This window comes from Candidatus Zixiibacteriota bacterium (assembly GCA_018820315.1).
Lineage (GTDB): Bacteria > Zixibacteria > MSB-5A5 > JAABVY01 > JAHJOQ01 > JAHJOQ01.
In genome coordinates this window covers 1-14,424 of the sequence record JAHJOQ010000032.1, presented here as the reverse complement: position 1 = coordinate 14,424, position 14,424 = coordinate 1, and the positions used below count along the sequence as shown (strand labels likewise).

The 14,424-nt window shown below is 51.5% G+C and carries 10 protein-coding genes; 6 read left to right on the top strand and 4 right to left on the bottom strand.

Annotation, left to right across the window (positions count from 1 at the left end):
* Positions 1-11: 11 nt before the first annotated feature.
* The gene (locus KKH67_03105; GenBank protein ID MBU1318165.1) at positions 12-911 is read right to left on the bottom strand and encodes an SIR2 family protein; all 900 of its coding nucleotides are present in this window, start codon (positions 909-911) and stop codon (positions 12-14) included.
* 488 nt (positions 912-1,399) lie between these two features.
* Between KKH67_03105 and KKH67_03100 the strand changes: the two genes are divergently transcribed.
* From KKH67_03100 to KKH67_03085, 4 genes are all read left to right on the top strand, one after another.
* On the top strand, positions 1,400-1,714 hold the full coding sequence (locus KKH67_03100) for a hypothetical protein (protein ID MBU1318164.1): 315 nt from the start codon (positions 1,400-1,402) through the stop codon (positions 1,712-1,714).
* Positions 1,715-1,850: 136 nt separating this feature from the next.
* Positions 1,851-3,386, top strand: a complete 1,536-nt coding sequence (locus tag KKH67_03095) for an efflux RND transporter periplasmic adaptor subunit (protein ID MBU1318163.1) — start codon at positions 1,851-1,853, stop codon at positions 3,384-3,386.
* A gap of 7 nt (positions 3,387-3,393) precedes the next feature.
* On the top strand, positions 3,394-6,462 hold the full coding sequence (locus KKH67_03090; GenBank protein MBU1318162.1) for a CusA/CzcA family heavy metal efflux RND transporter: 3,069 nt from the start codon (positions 3,394-3,396) through the stop codon (positions 6,460-6,462).
* A gap of 145 nt (positions 6,463-6,607) precedes the next feature.
* Positions 6,608-7,549 (top strand): NAD(P)H-binding protein, encoded by a 942-nt coding sequence (locus KKH67_03085; GenBank protein MBU1318161.1) that lies wholly within the window; start codon positions 6,608-6,610, stop codon positions 7,547-7,549.
* Positions 7,550-7,623: 74 nt separating this feature from the next.
* Here KKH67_03085 and KKH67_03080 read toward each other — a convergent pair whose 3' ends face one another.
* From KKH67_03080 to KKH67_03070, 3 genes are all read right to left on the bottom strand, one after another.
* The gene (locus KKH67_03080; protein ID MBU1318160.1) at positions 7,624-9,627 is read right to left on the bottom strand and encodes a cation:proton antiporter; all 2,004 of its coding nucleotides are present in this window, start codon (positions 9,625-9,627) and stop codon (positions 7,624-7,626) included.
* Positions 9,628-10,182: 555 nt separating this feature from the next.
* Positions 10,183-10,950, bottom strand: coding sequence for a type III pantothenate kinase (locus KKH67_03075; protein MBU1318159.1), 768 nt, complete (start codon positions 10,948-10,950; stop codon positions 10,183-10,185).
* Between the two features lie 50 nt (positions 10,951-11,000).
* Complete coding sequence (locus KKH67_03070; protein ID MBU1318158.1) at positions 11,001-11,540, bottom strand: hydrolase; 540 nt, start codon at positions 11,538-11,540, stop codon at positions 11,001-11,003.
* A gap of 225 nt (positions 11,541-11,765) precedes the next feature.
* Between KKH67_03070 and KKH67_03065 the strand changes: the two genes are divergently transcribed.
* Positions 11,766-12,284: a hypothetical protein gene (locus KKH67_03065; GenBank protein MBU1318157.1), complete on the top strand. Its 519-nt coding sequence runs from the start codon at positions 11,766-11,768 to the stop codon at positions 12,282-12,284.
* A 229-nt stretch (positions 12,285-12,513) separates the two neighbouring features.
* Positions 12,514-14,337 carry a hypothetical protein gene (locus tag KKH67_03060; GenBank protein ID MBU1318156.1) on the top strand — a complete coding sequence of 608 codons (1,824 nt, stop codon included), beginning with the start codon at positions 12,514-12,516 and terminating at the stop codon, positions 14,335-14,337.
* Positions 14,338-14,424: the final 87 nt, after the last annotated feature.

The window sequence follows — 14,424 nt, the reverse complement described above, 5'->3', positions numbered from 1 at the left end:
GTTTCAGTCTATCACGCTCCTCCTTCGATAATCGAACGATGTACTTTTTCATCGACCACCTCCTTGTTTGCACAAATATAGCGCAAACAATTTCGGAAGTCAATGACATGCCCAATAATATCATGTTGACGGGACACTAGGGCTGCGCTGTGAGCCGGTTCTCCTTCTGTTCTTGCATAATCTATTGGCTGAACACCCAGATTCCTCCAGCGATCACCTTTATCGGTCGTGCAGAGTGCGTAACGTCTTGACCCCGGAAAAAGGCCCCGCGCCAAGTATGTCAGCATGAGGTCTTCATGACTGTAACCAATGAAGAGAACATGGTAGTTTGCGAACATCGATATCAAGAAACGGCGAGCCCACCCATCAGTCATGTAAGCCTTCCCGAAGTCCTCATCTGTTAGAATGAGTCTATCCGCTTCTTGATGCGCTGAGCCGTGAATGTGTACTATGCCGCTAAAGCACCTCCCGAGCGGCAAGGCTGGCGCGCAGAACACTTCAATGCGGCCCACATTTAACGGTTCAGCTCGGGCTGCTGTCGAGAGATGCGTATCGTAGTTTGTGGTGACAATCTTCACGTCCTCAGGTCGGCTGAACAGCCTGGGCAGGCTCTTATGATATCCGTTTGGTTTGGAATCAGGATTACTGAAAATGTCCTTGGTCCACGTGTGCAAGTTAGAGTTCTTCTTCGCCAACTCTCCGAGGTGCTGATCTAGCGGTCTTCCGTCATCAAGGTTAAGGTCGTAGCCAGCTCTACTGGCGAGCTCTTCTGTTAGTCTTCGGAAATTGGGCAGCCCAGAAGGTTCATCTCGCGAAACCCCTGCCCCTGCGAACACCACAAGATTACCATCTTGCTGTGCGTCTCGCAACTCCATCGGAATGATCTGCAATATAGGCGATTTCAGTTCCACTTCATCTGCCTCGCTTTTGGTCGGAAAGACTATTACGCTTTCCTTTCTGATCTATAATATGTCTAATTCTGCCATTAGGCAAGTTCTAACCGACTGGTGTGTCATGCTTACTCCCCCAACTTACCATTGACAAATTCCCTTGCTTTGCGTATTCTGGCTCGCACAGGGAGGATACTTTGGGAGATAAACCAAGAACCGGTGTGATAGGGGTCGGGCATCTCGGCAAAGCGCATGTGAGGGTTCTGTCGAACCTCGAATCGTGCGAGTCTTGTCGGTCGAGAGGCTTGCCCTTTCAACAGCTCGAATAATGATTGTCGAAACCGCAGGGGGGGCAACCTACTCGACTAAAGTCCCAGCGAGTATAATCCTGCCATAGTCGATCAAATAGTGCACTGATATGAGCAACTTGGGGGTTGCCAAATCGAGAAAATATGATATATTCTACCTGATTAGATATGTGATCAGGGTTAATTACACCAGAATAGTATATGAGCATCTTTGTATCAGGTTCATCTCACAGGCGAATAATCGGAGCGGCATTTGTGCTTGCGGTTGCTTCGCTGATTCTGCTGGTTACATTCGCAGAATCGATTGCACAGGCGTATGACGATCACTGTGAAGAAGGGTGCGACAGCAGCTGCGAGTGCGATCTCTGTTTCACTTTGTCCCCGATGATGGCCGACGGAATTCTGGTTGACGCTATCCCTATCCCGCTACATGCCTGGTCTGGCCGAATCGAGACAGATTTGTGTGAGCAAGTCTGGTTCAGTGGCATAGACCATCCCCCACAGAAATTTCACTAGCTATCTGAAGTCGCCAGACGGACCCTAAAATCGTGTAATCACGATTATTGGACGCCACAGGTGGATTGCATCCACTCTAACCTCAACTTGGCCCGTGTCGGCATTACTTACAATCTGATTGTGAATGGAGAATAGAATGACTCGCAACATTGAATGCCACAGGTATCTGCCCTTGATGTTCCTGGCAATGCTGGCGCTCGCAATCCTTGCTTGCAGCGCCCCTGGTGATGCCGACATCCAATCAGGACTTGCGACAGCTTCGCTGGACGATCATTCCGGGCACAATCATGCTCCCGGCGAGCATGGAAAAGTAGTCAATGCCACCGCAGACGTGCAAGATTGGTGTGCCGAGCACAGAGTCCCCGAATCGGAGTGCACACAATGCAATCCGCAGCTAATCGTACAATTCAAAGCCTCCGGTGATTGGTGCGATGGACATAGCGTGCCGGAATCACACTGCCGTCTTTGCAATCCGGGGATTGTATTCGAACAGGAATCGACGTTGCATCAGGCTGAGCTTGATTTCAGTGATGATGAAATCGAAATCTCGCTCTTCTTCCGTCCCAATTCCGGTATCTGCGCCACCGATGGCGCTCTCATTCAGTTTGCGTCTGCAGAGACTGCCGAGCGATCCGGCATAACGGTCACGCGCACGATTGCATCAGAGCGCAAAGCTATTATCGAAGCACCGGCCGAGATTGTATTTGATGAGACTCGCGAGATAGTGGTCACGTCGAGTGTGTCAGCCCTTGTTGCTCGATGGCTGATCGCTGCCGGTGATGAAGTGAGTGCGGGCGACCCGATGGCAATGTTGCAGTCTCCGGAAATGGCACACCTGGAGGCAAGCCTCCTCTCGGCGCAGGCGGATTATCGAGTCTCCGAGCAGGAATTCGCTCGTCATGAGAGTATGAGAGAGAAGGAATTGATCAGTGCTGCTGACTTCGAACGGCAACTCGCACTGACAGAACAGACGCGCGCTGACTTCAACAGTGCTCAGGGCTTATTGCTGTCAGCCGGAATGAGTCGGATCGATGTTGATGAGCTCCTGTCATCGAAAAATATCAGTAGCCAGTTCACTCTGCGTGCGCCATCAGACGGTCTCGTTGTTGAGCGCATAGCTCAGCTTGGGCAGCTTCTTGATGCAGGCAGTGCATTCGCAATGATCGCAGATCCATCATCGATGTGGATTGAGGCTAAACTGACCGAACAGCAACTGTCGCATGTCACCGTAGGGCAGTCGCTGACTTTTGCATCGGACGGGCGCGGCCTCGACCGTGTGGGAGGACAAATCATCTGGGTATCTCGTTTTCTCGATCCTCATTCACGCACAGGCACCGTGCGCGCCGAGGTCATCGATTCGCAACACGGATTGCAGGCAAGTGGATTCGGACGAGTTTCAATCGGCATTCCTGATGGTTCGGATGTTGTGCTCGTTCCGAAGGGTGCCGTCCAGTGGGAAGGATGCTGCAATGTCGTATTCGTCAAAGAGTCCATTGACCGCTATCGTCCCCGCAAGATACGTTTTGGTGCGGGTGCCGGACCATACTATCAGGTGACCAGCGGATTGAAACCTGGTGAGGATGTAGTCGTCGGCGGGTCATTCCTACTAAAGACTGAACTGAAGAAGACCAGTCTCGGCACGGGGTGCTGCGGTCTTGAACCGACAAGTTGAGGCTGGTATGCTAAAACACTTAGTAGAGTTTACACTGCGCTATCGTTTTGTAGTGTTAGCGCTTGCGGGCTTTCTCTGCTTGCTGGGGCTAATCGCACTCTGGCATCTGCCGTTCGATGCATTTCCAGACACGACACCTGTTCTCGTGCAGGTCAACTGCGCTGCACCTGGGTGGGCGCCCGAGGATTTGGAGAGGTTGGTTACATATCCCATCGAACAGGCAGTGACGGGATTGACCGGCTTAGCTGAGGTGCGCTCGATTACAAAATACGGCCTCTGCCAGATAACGGCAATCTTCGAAGATAATGTTGATCTCTATCTCGCTCGTCAGCAAGTGAACGAGAAGATGCTCGGTGTAGAAGTGCCGGATGGGGTCGGCTTACCGCAACTCGGACCGGTTTCGACCGGACTTGGTGAAGTATTCCACTACATTGTCATCGGAAAGACCACCGATATCACCGAGCCGCGCTCAGTTCAGGATTGGATCATCAAGCCGCAACTGCAATCTGTACCCGGTGTAGCCGAGGTCAACAGTTGGGGCGGATTCAAGAAGCAGTATCTTGTACAGGTAGATCCGGTTCGTCTCGCCGGTTACGAGCTCTCGATCGCTGATATAGCTGCGACGCTGAGAAATGAATTGGGTAATGTACCGGGCGGCCAGGTTGTACGCGGAGGTGAACTGACTCTGATTAGGGGGATCGGCACGGTAGAGTCTATAGACGAGATCGAACAGATCGTTGTCGCAAGTCCGGAAGGTGTGCCGATTACAGTTCGCGATATCGGTGATGTGACAATCGGCCATGAGTGGCGGCGGGGTGCTGCCACGTTCAATGGTCTTGGTGAGGGGGTGCTCGGCCTCGGATTTATGATCACGGGCGAAAATCCCGCCGAGGTGACAGCGCGACTTTCAGAACGGCTCGATGAAGCCGCAGTCCTTCTCACCGATAGTGTGCAGGTCGTGCCGGTTTACGAGCGCACCGATTTGGTCGAGCAGGTTCTGACAACGGTTGAACACAACCTGATCTTTGGAGCGTTGCTCGTAATAGCGGTACTGTTCGTATTCCTCGGTAACCTGCGCGCCGGTTTGATTGTGGCGTCCGCAATTCCTATATCGATGTTGTTTGCGTTTGATCTCATGTCACGGGTTGGCGTCGCAGGCAGCCTAATGAGTCTCGGCGCGATTGACTTCGGGCTCGCGGTTGACAACGCCGTCATCCAAGTCGAGAATTCGGTTCGGCGACTCTCACAGTCGGATGCGGGTGCCAGTCGTATGAGTGTGCTTAGAGATGCGATACTTGAGGTCCGCAAACCGACGCTGTTCGGAGAACTTATCATAATCATCGTCTATCTCCCGATTCTCACCCTGCAGGGAGTCGAAGGCAAGCTTTTCCGGCCGATGGCGCTGACGGTTGTCTTCGTTCTCACAGGATCGTTGATCTTGTCATTTACCGTGCTTCCCGCGATGATAGGCACCTTTCTGAAGAAGTCGAAACACGAGCGAGAACTGCTGGTCATACGCTGGCTCAGGAACATCTATCGTCCGATCCTGGATCGTGCATTACGCTACAGCCGCACAGTATTGCTGGCAGCGCTGGTGTTATTAGTCGGTGGTGTGTTGCTCTTCACGCAACTTGGATCGGAATTCGTACCGCGTCTTAGCGAAGGCACAATCGTAATCAATTTCGTTCGCCTGGCCGGTATTTCGCTCGAAGAGTCGGTTCGATACAACACTCAGATCGAACAGAATATCCTTGGTAAGTTTCCAGATGAGATCGAGTATATCTGGACGCGTATCGGAACGGCCGAGTTGTCGACTGATCCAATGGGTCTGGAATTGTCGGATATGTTTATGTCTCTCAAGCCACGCAGCGAATGGACCAAAGCCTCGACTCAGCAGGAGTTGGTGGCGGCTATCGATGCCGAACTTGCCGACCTTCCGGGACAGAATCGCATCTTCACTCAGCCGATCGAGATGCGAGTCAATGAGATGCTCGCGGGAATTCGTTCGGATATCGGCATCAAGCTGTTTGGTGATGACCTGGAGGCCCTCGAAGCCAAGGCCGACGAAATCGCCGCGCTCGTCAGGTTGATACCAGGAAACGCGGATGTCTCCGTCGAGCAGTTGACCGGCCAGCCGCAATTGCGTTTGCAGGTGGATCGTCAAAGATTGGCGAAATTCGGTTTGACCGCTGCGGAGGTTCTCACCGCGATCGAGAGCATTGGGGGAGTGGTCGTCGGTGATGTGTTCGAAGGGCAACGGCGATTTGATCTGGTAGTTCAGACCGATACGAGCAGATTCGCCGGACCGGAGGATATCAGCCAGATATTCCTGCGCTCGAAGAACAACAGTATTGTCGGGCTGGATCGTGTTACCAAAGCCACGCTCGGTGATGCTCCCGGTTCGATCACACGCGAATGGAGCAAGCGACGGATCGTTGTTCAGTGTAACGTGCGCGGACGAGACATGGGATCGTTTGTATCTGAACTGCGCGAACGTATCGGGGCCGAGATCGATCTTCCAAACGGGTATTTCGTCCGGTTGGGGGGACAGTTTGAGAATCTGGAACGGGCGAGAACGCGACTGATGTTAGTTGTTCCGATATCTCTTCTGTTGATTTTCGGTCTTCTGTTTTGGACATACAAATCTGCACTCGATGCGCTGTTGATATTTTCCGGCGTACCGATGGCGGCGTTGGGTGGTGTAGTGGTACTCGCGTTGCGCGGAATGCCGTTTTCGATCTCTGCGGGAGTTGGATTCATTGCGCTTTCGGGAATCGCAGTGCTCAATGGTCTCGTGCTGGTTTCGACAATCAAGCGACTCCGTTCAGAAGGCATCGAAACAACGAACGCAGTGCGTGAGGCGGCATTGACGCGGCTCCGTCCGGTATTTATGACAGCATTAGTGGCAGCGCTCGGGTTTGTACCGATGGCAATTTCGACCGGAGTTGGAGCGGAAGTTCAGCGGCCGTTAGCGACTGTTGTTGTGGGCGGAATCCTAACCTCGACCGCACTGACGCTGATAATTCTCCCGGCACTCTATGTCACCTTCGGCAAACGCACAGAATCGGAGAAGTGATGGCATAGTTAGTAGTTCGAAAGGCTTGTCCTCTTGACAACCTTATTGCCGTCGCGGTTTCTTGTTGACGCGAGGTGTTGCATTTGACAGTATTGAGAGCAGCAACTTGATTGCGTACAAAAGTCCTTCAGAGCAAGAGAGAAGAATGACATCAGCAAGTATACATGCAGTCACCGGTGCTTTCGGTTACACGGGTAAGTACATCGCGAACGAACTCCTCGACAAGGGGTATTCAGTCATAACACTCACAAATTCTGCGGACCGATCCAATGAATTTGCCGGTCGAGTCAAGGCTTTTCCATTCGACTTCGACGAGCCGGATGAACTTGCGAATTCGCTCCGCAATGTCGAAGTGCTCTATAATACCTACTGGGTCCGATTCAATCATCGCCTATTCAAACACTGCGACGCAGTGGAGAACACGCTTGTGTTGTTCGAGGCAGCTCTCAAGGCCGGCGTCAGGCGCATCGTCCACGTCAGTATCACAAACCCATCTGAGGAATCGCCACTCGAATATTTCAGCGGTAAAGCTAAACTCGAAAAGGCGTTGATCGAAAGAGGTCTGTCGTATGCGATTCTGCGGCCAACTGTGGTGTTCGGACGGGAAGACATCCTGATCAACAACATTGCCTGGATGCTGCGCAAATTCCCTCTCTTTGGAGTTTTCGGGGATGGCGGTTACAGGCTTCAACCGATCTACGTGCAAGACCTTGCTGAGCTCGCAGTGGATTGGGGCGCAAGGAATGAAAACTCCATAGTCAATGCAATCGGACCGGAGAACTTCACCTACCGGGAACTTGTAGAGACTGTTGGCCGGTTGATCGGTGTCAACCGAAGAATCATATCCATTCCTCCTACACTCGGTTATCTGACCGGTCGGATTCTCAGCATGTTCAAAGGAGATGTCACGATCACTCGTGAGGAAATCGAAGGGCTCATGGCAGATCTGTTGCATGTAGACACACCTCCAACCGGTTCAACAAAACTTACCGACTGGATCAAAGAGCATTCGTCGACTGTGGGAATGCAGTATACAAGCGAGTTAGCAAGGCGATTAGACCGACAAGCTGCCTACAAAAGCAATTAAGGCGGGTTGTCAGGATCTCCTCACTTTCGTTCGGACCTGCGCTTCGCTTCGCTCGCAGCAGGCAGGGATCCTGACTACTGAGATTCGCCTGCACTCAGCAGTCTGTTGGCTGTCGAACACTGATCGGCTGATCCAATTACATAGAGGATATCGCTTTCTGTGAGCAGATCAGAACCATCCGGGTGGACAAGAAGCTTGTCTTCTCTCATGATTGCCAAAACAGTGATGCCGTAGCGGGATCTTAGTTCAGCACCGGCAAGAGATTGACCGATATGCGGACAATTCGCGCCAAGCCTGATTGCGCTTATTTCAATTTGCGGAAAATGAAGCTGTAGATCGGCTAACCTCGACGATCTCTGAGATAGTCCACGGAGCATCTGGTAGCTTTGCGATCTGATTTCGCCGATGAACCTGTCGATATCCTCACGCGGCACCATGTACTTCATCAGAACTCGTACGAAGATCTCTATGGACGTTTCGAATTCTTCGGGAATTACTTCAGCCGCTCCGAGATCCATAAGAGGCTGCACTTCCTTCACGAACCGTGTTCTGACAATGATGTGTGCACTTGGATTAATCCGATGCAGAATTTGCGTTATACTCCGTGTAGCAACCGGATCTGAAATCGCAATCACCGCCACACGCGCGGTGGACGCAGAGACGTTCTCAAGCACGCTATGACTCGTCGCGTCTCCGTAGAATATCGGTTCACCGCTACTGCGCATCGATTTAACTGTATCAGGATTCATTTCAATGACAGAATATGGAATCCTGGCGCTGCGGGCGGCATGTGCGATGTTTCTTCCATTGATGCCGAATCCGATAACGAGAAGGTGGTCCTTCAGAGCTTTGTGGCTGGGGTCTGCTTCAGAGAGCTTGCGATATGCACCGCCCTGAAACAAGCGCATCAGGGGCATCTGTGACACACGGTCAGCAAGATGAGGAGCCAGGTTAATCATAAAAGGCGTAACGGCCATGCTCGTGATGGAAACAGCCAAAAACAATTGGTAAGTTTCCTGGTCGAGAAGACCAAAGGACACCCCTACTCTGGAAAGAATGAAGGAGAATTCACCAACCTGACTGAGGGCGAGCGCGACGATAATCGCGGAGCGGGACGACATACCGAGAGATAGCGCGACTCCCCCTGCAACCATCGCCTTGACGATCATAACACCCAAAGAGATACAGATTACGAGCACTGGCTGCGAGACTACGAACGAAATGTTCAGAAGCATTCCCACAGAAACAAAGAAGAATCCGGTGAAGACCATCTTAAACGGCACTATTCCATCAAGCACCTGATGGCTGTACTCAGATTCGGAGATCATCAGCCCTGCCAGAAAGGCTCCAAGTCCGAGTGACAGATCCAACTCACTCGTTCCCCACGCAATAGCGACGCAGATGAGAATCGCACTCAATAAGAAAAGCTCGCGACTCCTCGTTCGGACTACCTGTTCGAGTATGCGCGGAACCACATGGTGCGCCAGTATGATCACCATCACGACAACTGTAAGAGCCTTCAGTGTGAGCATGGCAAGCGGTCCGGCTGCGCTGTCGGCCTCTCCCGACAATAGCGGCACTATTATAATCATCGGAGCTATGGCGATATCCTGAAAAATGAGAATTGAGAGTATGATTCGCCCATGAGCGCTGTGTATCTCTCCTCGGTCCTGAAGAGCTCGAAGCACGATAGCTGTACTGCTCAGCGCTACGAGGAAACCTACGAATAATGCTTCACTCTGCGATCTACCGAATTGACTGATCAGTAGAAACACTACTAATATCGTTGCAGCCACCTGCAGTCCGCCGCCTAACAAGACTGCTCGCTTGCTTCGGAGAAGATCCCTAAGGGAGAATTCAATGCCTATTGTGAAGAGAAGAAATACGATTCCTATCTCGGCGAGCACCTCCACATCGTGCACGGAGCGGATTAGACCAAGGCCATACGGTCCTACCACAATGCCTGCCGCCAGAAAACCGATCAGAGGTGGAAGGCGCAAACGGTGGCACACGAGCAGGCTTGCTACCGACAAGCCCAGAATAATAACCAGATCCTTTAGAATCAGTAGCTCTGTCACTTAACTGCCCGTGGTTGTTTGATGCATGATCACATAAGAACGCTTTTTGCATCAATGCGCGCAACAGCAAACTGTGACAGGTGATCTAGGTCAGGATCTTCGCTATCCTGACGCCTCGAATGATGGGAGTCGAAGCTGTAAGGGTTTCAACGTAACCGACTGGGCGTCTCGTCGTAATCTGGACAAGTAGACAATGTAACAAGAAGTTGTCAAAACCGCAGGGGTTTGGACCTACTTCACTACTTCACTAAGCGCCAATAACAATAATAATCTACTCTTCTCTGTGCAATCGGTCAAGAAGTTTACGCCCTCCAATGCCGGTGTGGTAATATCTTTAAGAGTGTGTAAAAGGCAAAGGGTGTATCCTTTAAGTGCACACAGGAGCTGTGCTCCTGTGTGTGCTGCAAGATGAAGCGCAGAGGCGTAGCCTCTGCTTGCACATGTGAGAACTGTGGAGATTGCCACGCTTCGCTCACAATAACGTCAGCAGAGGTGTTTCAGCGAATCCGCAGATGGGGACTTATTGCGGCGCAGAGCGTGGTTTCGACACTTCAGCTATGCCAGCGAATTGTAGATAATGCGCAGACCTTGCAGCGTCAAATCAGGATCATAGATGGCGTCGCGGTCGAGATGCTCGGCGAAAATCTTCCCGTACCCGCCGGTAATGATGATCGTGAATTCCGCCTGAAACTCAGCTTCCATGCGGATAATCATCCCATTCATCATCTCAACCTGCCCGAGAAAAATCCCCGATTTCATGCTCTCTTCGGTTGTCGTACCGATGGCATGCTTAGGGGGTGCGATCTCGACTGAGAAGAGCTGTGCCGCCTTCTTTACGAGCCCCGATGAAGCCGACTCCAGTCCCGGAGCTATCGCACCGCCGACATACTCTCCTTCTTTCGTCACAACATCGAAAGTTGTCGCAGTGCCGAGATCGATTATCAGTAAGTCGGTATTGTATGCATTGATCGCTGCGACTGCATTCGCGAGCCTGTCGGCGCCGACTTCGTGAGGATTCTGCACTTTGATGTCGAGACCGATATCAAGATCGGATGACAATATGATCGGGTCTCTCTTGAGATACGTGCGGCTCATTTCGGCCATGCGCGGCGTAAGAAACGGCACTACCGACGATATGATCACGCCATCAACCTCGATATTGCCATGCGGGTGGTGACGCTGCACGAGATGGTGCGCCTGAATGCCGCACTCGTCGGAAGTTCGCAGATTCGATGTCGCAAACCGTCCCTGCGCGATCAGTTTGTCGTTATCGAACAGTCCCATGACGACATCTGTGTTACCGATATCGATACAAAGCAACATATAAACGATCCCGCGTTATGTGTTTGTGGTACGTTATCAGAGACCTGCCTCTATTTCACGAGCTGCGATATCTGTTTGAATTTATCCCCTTCCGCCTTGTGCAGAAGCTCAAAAAGTGTCATCTCGACAGTCGAAAGCATGACGCCCGCATCAGAGAGAGCGCTTATTCCCATTCTGCGGTTGAATTTCGTGCGCGATGACGTACAATCGGTGACGAGTGTGACACCGAAGCCCTCTTCGAGAAGCTGCTTACAGCTCTGGTAGACGCAGACATGGGTTTCGATTCCGGCCACTATTGCCTGCTTGCGGTTCAGCCCACGGATTGCGTTCATGATATTCTCATCGCCGCCGCATCCGAAGCTGGTTTTCGCGTGTGGCGTCAGACCGTCGAGAAGCGATTTGATTTCAGGGATTGTCTCGCCGAGACCTTTTGGATACTGCTCCATCCAGACGATTGGCAATTCGAGAATTCGCACGCCCTGAATCAGTTTGGTGAGCGACTCCACGAGGTCTTTGCGCTTGTGCATCAAGCCGGCCAGCTTGCCCTGCATATCTACGAGCAGCATAAAGCTATTGTCGAGAGTCAGCATATATCCTCCGCATGGTTGCTGTATGAACCTTCACCGCTAACAACAACCGAGAGCATTTCGAGTGCACGCAATTATCGACAATTTGTGTAAGAATGTCAACTGGGATGCGGGCTTGTGGCCAGCAGAACTCAACATATGCCTTGTCCATGCGTCGTAATAGATGTATTGTGTATCGTGCGCTGATCAGTCGTGATCGATTCAAAACGGGGATTGGAGGTTGTGATAGTGAGGAAATATCTGCTTATTCTCGTGCTGGCCTTCTTACTGCCTATGGCAGAGTCCTGCGCCGAAGCGGACCAGCCTGTCTCTACATCCGACAACACCGGGCGTTCGACTACGGTGTTTGAAAAGCGGTCCTGCTGGGAGGGAGCATTCTACTCGGTCTTTTGCGGCGCTGCGTTTCACGGTGCCGGATGCTTCTATGCGCAATCACCGAAGACGGGATGCGCACTTCTCGCAACAGAAGCCGTCGGAATTGGATTCGCCATTGTGGGCATGGCAATCAGCACGAACAACGATGTGACATATATGAGTACCCGACACGAAACCGAGGGAGGCTGGCTGGTTGTAGCTGGAGTTTTGGTCATCGGTGGTACATGGATCGCAGATATCATGGCGACGCGAATTCTGATCAGACGGCACAATGCCGAGATCGAGCGCGACGCGCATCGCATCTCAATGACACTCGGAACATCGGGACAGAACAACAAGACTTTCACAATCGGGCTGGTATATTCATTCTAAATAGCACTGCCAAGATTGCGTGGCCGTGATCTCTGATCGCGGTTCGACGAAGTCGAACAACCCTGCTGCTGGCACATGTTCCCCAGTCGGTGGTTGAAACCCCTGAGGCATGCGCTCTGCGCGTGGCGTGGTGTCGACATTCAAAGCTGCTCGAATTCCAACTTTACATTGCCGATCCTTTCTATTATCGTAACTTGACCAAGTGCATTCACGCTTGCAGAGGATTATTGTGCCCGGCATCAGTTTCTTATATTCTACTAGTGATCCGATACTATCTGACCGGCTCGAAAAGTCGCTGAATACAGTCCTTCACGACAGCGGATATCGCTCGGAATTGCTTTACTCAGACGACTCTTTTGAGATAGGAGTGTCCGGATACTCGGAGTATCCAATTAGAGAGTTTAGAGATGAAAGGTATCGGCTGATCCTCGAAGGACACATCTACGGAATCGATGATTCGCTCCTTGAAGCGGATCTTTTTCGATTGTGTCGATTGACGATGTGTCAGGAGATCACTTCGAGCAGTCAGATTGCCGATTGGTTGCTCACTCACGATGGAGATTATCTGATAGTCGTTGTCGACACTAAGACATCACAGGCAGCGATCGTCAATGATTCACTCGGCAGACTTCCAGTCTATTGGTCGGAATCCCAGAATGCTGTTGTCGTATCAAGAGAAATTGGTGTTGTTATTAGTCAGCTCCGCATTTCAGAGCTTGATCGATTGGCGCTCTCCGAACAACTGCTTTTTGGTTTCTGTTTGTCCGATAGAACACCATTCCAAGGAATCAGTCGGCTTGCTCCCTCGACGTTGCTGAGGTTTGGATTCTCCGAGAATGCTTGCGATTCGGTCCATGTGCATTCTCTGTCGCTTGACATCGAGCCACATGATCTGACTCTGTCGGAAACATCTGCCAGGCTGGTCGAGCTGTTCACAGATGCTTGTCGAAAGCAGGCCGCCTCGGACGGAAATAATGTGCTTTCGCTGAGCGGCGGTCTCGATTCGAGGGCGGTAGCTGCCGGGCTTAGGCAAGCTGGTGTAGATTTCCGAGCTGCTACATTCCAGACCGCTTCGGGGAGCGCTGCAGGAGATGCCTACTACGCATCAGAGATAGCGAAGCTGCTCAATATCGACTGGGAGCTGATTCAACTCCCCGAGTACAGGGGGAGAGACATTGATGTCATATTGAGACAGAAGCAGGGATTGATAAGCGTTGGGATGGCTTTCGATGTTCCGTTTATGAGACGACTCACAGATTCGCTTGGTCGTAACACCATCTACTTCTCAGGAGACGGGGGTGACAAGTTGCTGCCCAATCTCGTTCCTTCGCGTCGCTTCACATCCATTAGATCGCTTGCAAAATATACTATTGAGCGTAACTATGTAATGCCACCTGCGATTGTCGCAAGATTGACTCGAATTTCGCCGACTGAAATCATTGACGATTTGGAAGCGGTGATGGAGTTGTATCCTGAGGAGTCGATGGGGAAGAAATATGTCCACTTTATGATATTCGAGAGAGGAATGAAGTGGCTGTTTGAAGGTGAGGATCGCAACAGGTGTTCTTTCTGGAGCTGCACACCATTCTACAGCGTCCCATTCTTCAATCTCGCGATGAGCTGTGGCAGAAGGACAAAAAAGAATCATAGACTCTACAGTTCATTCCTATCCGCGCTCTCTCCGGAACTTGCATCTCTGCCGGATGCCAACCGGGGTGCCGCCGTTACGTCATCTGAATACCGCCGAAAGCTCACTACGATATCACTGCTTTCACGCAGTCCACGGATTATGCGATGGATAAAGTCGAAATTACATCAGCAGAAAGGCTATGCTCACGATTCATCGCCTGTCAGAATTCTCCGCAATCAATTCGAGCAGTGCAGTGGCCTGACTTCCTATCTCGATGAGGCGTGTCTTGCGGATATAATTCAGACGCCGGAGCTTATCAGCACCGAAATGTTCGACAATCTTCTAACAATCACTACTATTATAGAGAAGCTCTCCGGATCGTGCGACTTTCTTAGCCGATACATGGAAGATGATTTTGTGTAGGTGCTGAACTTCCGTCACTCCAGCGCCTTCCACACGAAACCGTCGGCCTCTTTGAGAAGTTTGCGTGCGGTTTTGTGGTCTACTTGT

Coding starts and splice junctions, on each gene's coding strand:
- KKH67_03085 (MBU1318161.1), top strand. CDS start 6,608: ATGACATCAGCAAGTATACATGCAGTCACCGGTGCTTTCGGTTACACG.
- KKH67_03075 (MBU1318159.1), bottom strand. CDS start 10,950: ATGTTGCTTTGTATCGATATCGGTAACACAGATGTCGTCATGGGACTG.
- KKH67_03090 (MBU1318162.1), top strand. CDS start 3,394: ATGCTAAAACACTTAGTAGAGTTTACACTGCGCTATCGTTTTGTAGTG.
- KKH67_03100 (MBU1318164.1), top strand. CDS start 1,400: ATGAGCATCTTTGTATCAGGTTCATCTCACAGGCGAATAATCGGAGCG.
- KKH67_03070 (MBU1318158.1), bottom strand. CDS start 11,540: ATGCTGACTCTCGACAATAGCTTTATGCTGCTCGTAGATATGCAGGGC.
- KKH67_03095 (MBU1318163.1), top strand. CDS start 1,851: ATGACTCGCAACATTGAATGCCACAGGTATCTGCCCTTGATGTTCCTG.